Source organism: Vibrio profundi, assembly GCF_005281835.1.
In the GTDB taxonomy this organism is placed as follows: Bacteria; Pseudomonadota; Gammaproteobacteria; order Enterobacterales; family Vibrionaceae; genus Vibrio; species Vibrio profundi.
Map to the genome: position 1 here is coordinate 1 of NZ_RZIS01000021.1, position 1,643 is coordinate 1,643.

General features: G+C 52.8%; 1 rRNA gene. It reads right to left on the bottom strand.

The features are described from left to right. Positions 1 to 38 precede the first annotated feature (38 nt). Positions 39 to 1,593: ribosomal RNA gene (locus ELZ11_RS23655) — 16S ribosomal RNA — on the bottom strand. Positions 1,594 to 1,643 lie beyond the last annotated feature (50 nt).

Genomic DNA, 1,643 nt, shown 5'->3' on the forward strand with positions numbered 1-1,643 from the left:
ATCAATCTGTGTGGACACTTATCGTGAGTATCTTCGTATAAGGAGGTGATCCAGCCCCAGGTTCCCCTAGGGCTACCTTGTTACGACTTCACCCCAGTCATGAACCACAAAGTGGTGAGCGTCCTCCCCGAAAGGTTAAACTACCCACTTCTTTTGCAGCCCACTCCCATGGTGTGACGGGCGGTGTGTACAAGGCCCGGGAACGTATTCACCGTAGCATTCTGATCTACGATTACTAGCGATTCCGACTTCATGGAGTCGAGTTGCAGACTCCAATCCGGACTACGACGCACTTTTTGGGATTCGCTCACTCTCGCGAGTTGGCAGCCCTCTGTATGCGCCATTGTAGCACGTGTGTAGCCCTACTCGTAAGGGCCATGATGACTTGACGTCGTCCCCACCTTCCTCCGGTTTATCACCGGCAGTCTCCCTGGAGTTCCCGACATTACTCGCTGGCAAACAAGGATAAGGGTTGCGCTCGTTGCGGGACTTAACCCAACATTTCACAACACGAGCTGACGACAGCCATGCAGCACCTGTCTCAGAGTTCCCGAAGGCACACCTGCGTCTCCGCTGGCTTCTCTGGATGTCAAGAGTAGGTAAGGTTCTTCGCGTTGCATCGAATTAAACCACATGCTCCACCGCTTGTGCGGGCCCCCGTCAATTCATTTGAGTTTTAATCTTGCGACCGTACTCCCCAGGCGGTCTACTTAACGCGTTAGCTCCGAAAGCCACGGCTCAAGGCCACAACCTCCAAGTAGACATCGTTTACGGCGTGGACTACCAGGGTATCTAATCCTGTTTGCTCCCCACGCTTTCGCATCTGAGTGTCAGTATCTGTCCAGGGGGCCGCCTTCGCCACTGGTATTCCTTCAGATCTCTACGCATTTCACCGCTACACCTGAAATTCTACCCCCCTCTACAGTACTCTAGTCCAACAGTTTCAAATGCAGTTCCGAGGTTGAGCCCCGGGCTTTCACATCTGACTTGATGAACCACCTGCATGCGCTTTACGCCCAGTAATTCCGATTAACGCTCGCACCCTCCGTATTACCGCGGCTGCTGGCACGGAGTTAGCCGGTGCTTCTTCTGCAGCTAACGTCAAGATATGCACGTATTAAGTACACACCCTTCCTCACTGCTGAAAGTACTTTACAACCCGAAGGCCTTCTTCATACACGCGGCATGGCTGCATCAGGCTTTCGCCCATTGTGCAATATTCCCCACTGCTGCCTCCCGTAGGAGTCTGGACCGTGTCTCAGTTCCAGTGTGGCTGATCATCCTCTCAGACCAGCTAGGGATCGTCGCCTTGGTGAGCCTTTACCTCACCAACTAGCTAATCCCACCTAGGCGTATCCGGTAGCACAAGGCCCGAAGGTCCCCTGCTTTGCTCCGTAGAGATTATGCGGTATTAGCCATCGTTTCCAATGGTTATCCCCCTCTACCGGGCAACTTCCTAGGCATTACTCACCCGTCCGCCGCTCGACGCCCTTATCGTTCCCCGAAGGTTCAGATAAGTCGTTTCCGCTCGACTTGCATGTGTTAGGCCTGCCGCCAGCGTTCAATCTGAGCCATGATCAAACTCTTCAATTTAAGATTTTGTCGGCTCAATGAATACTGACTTCAAAACTACTAATGTAATT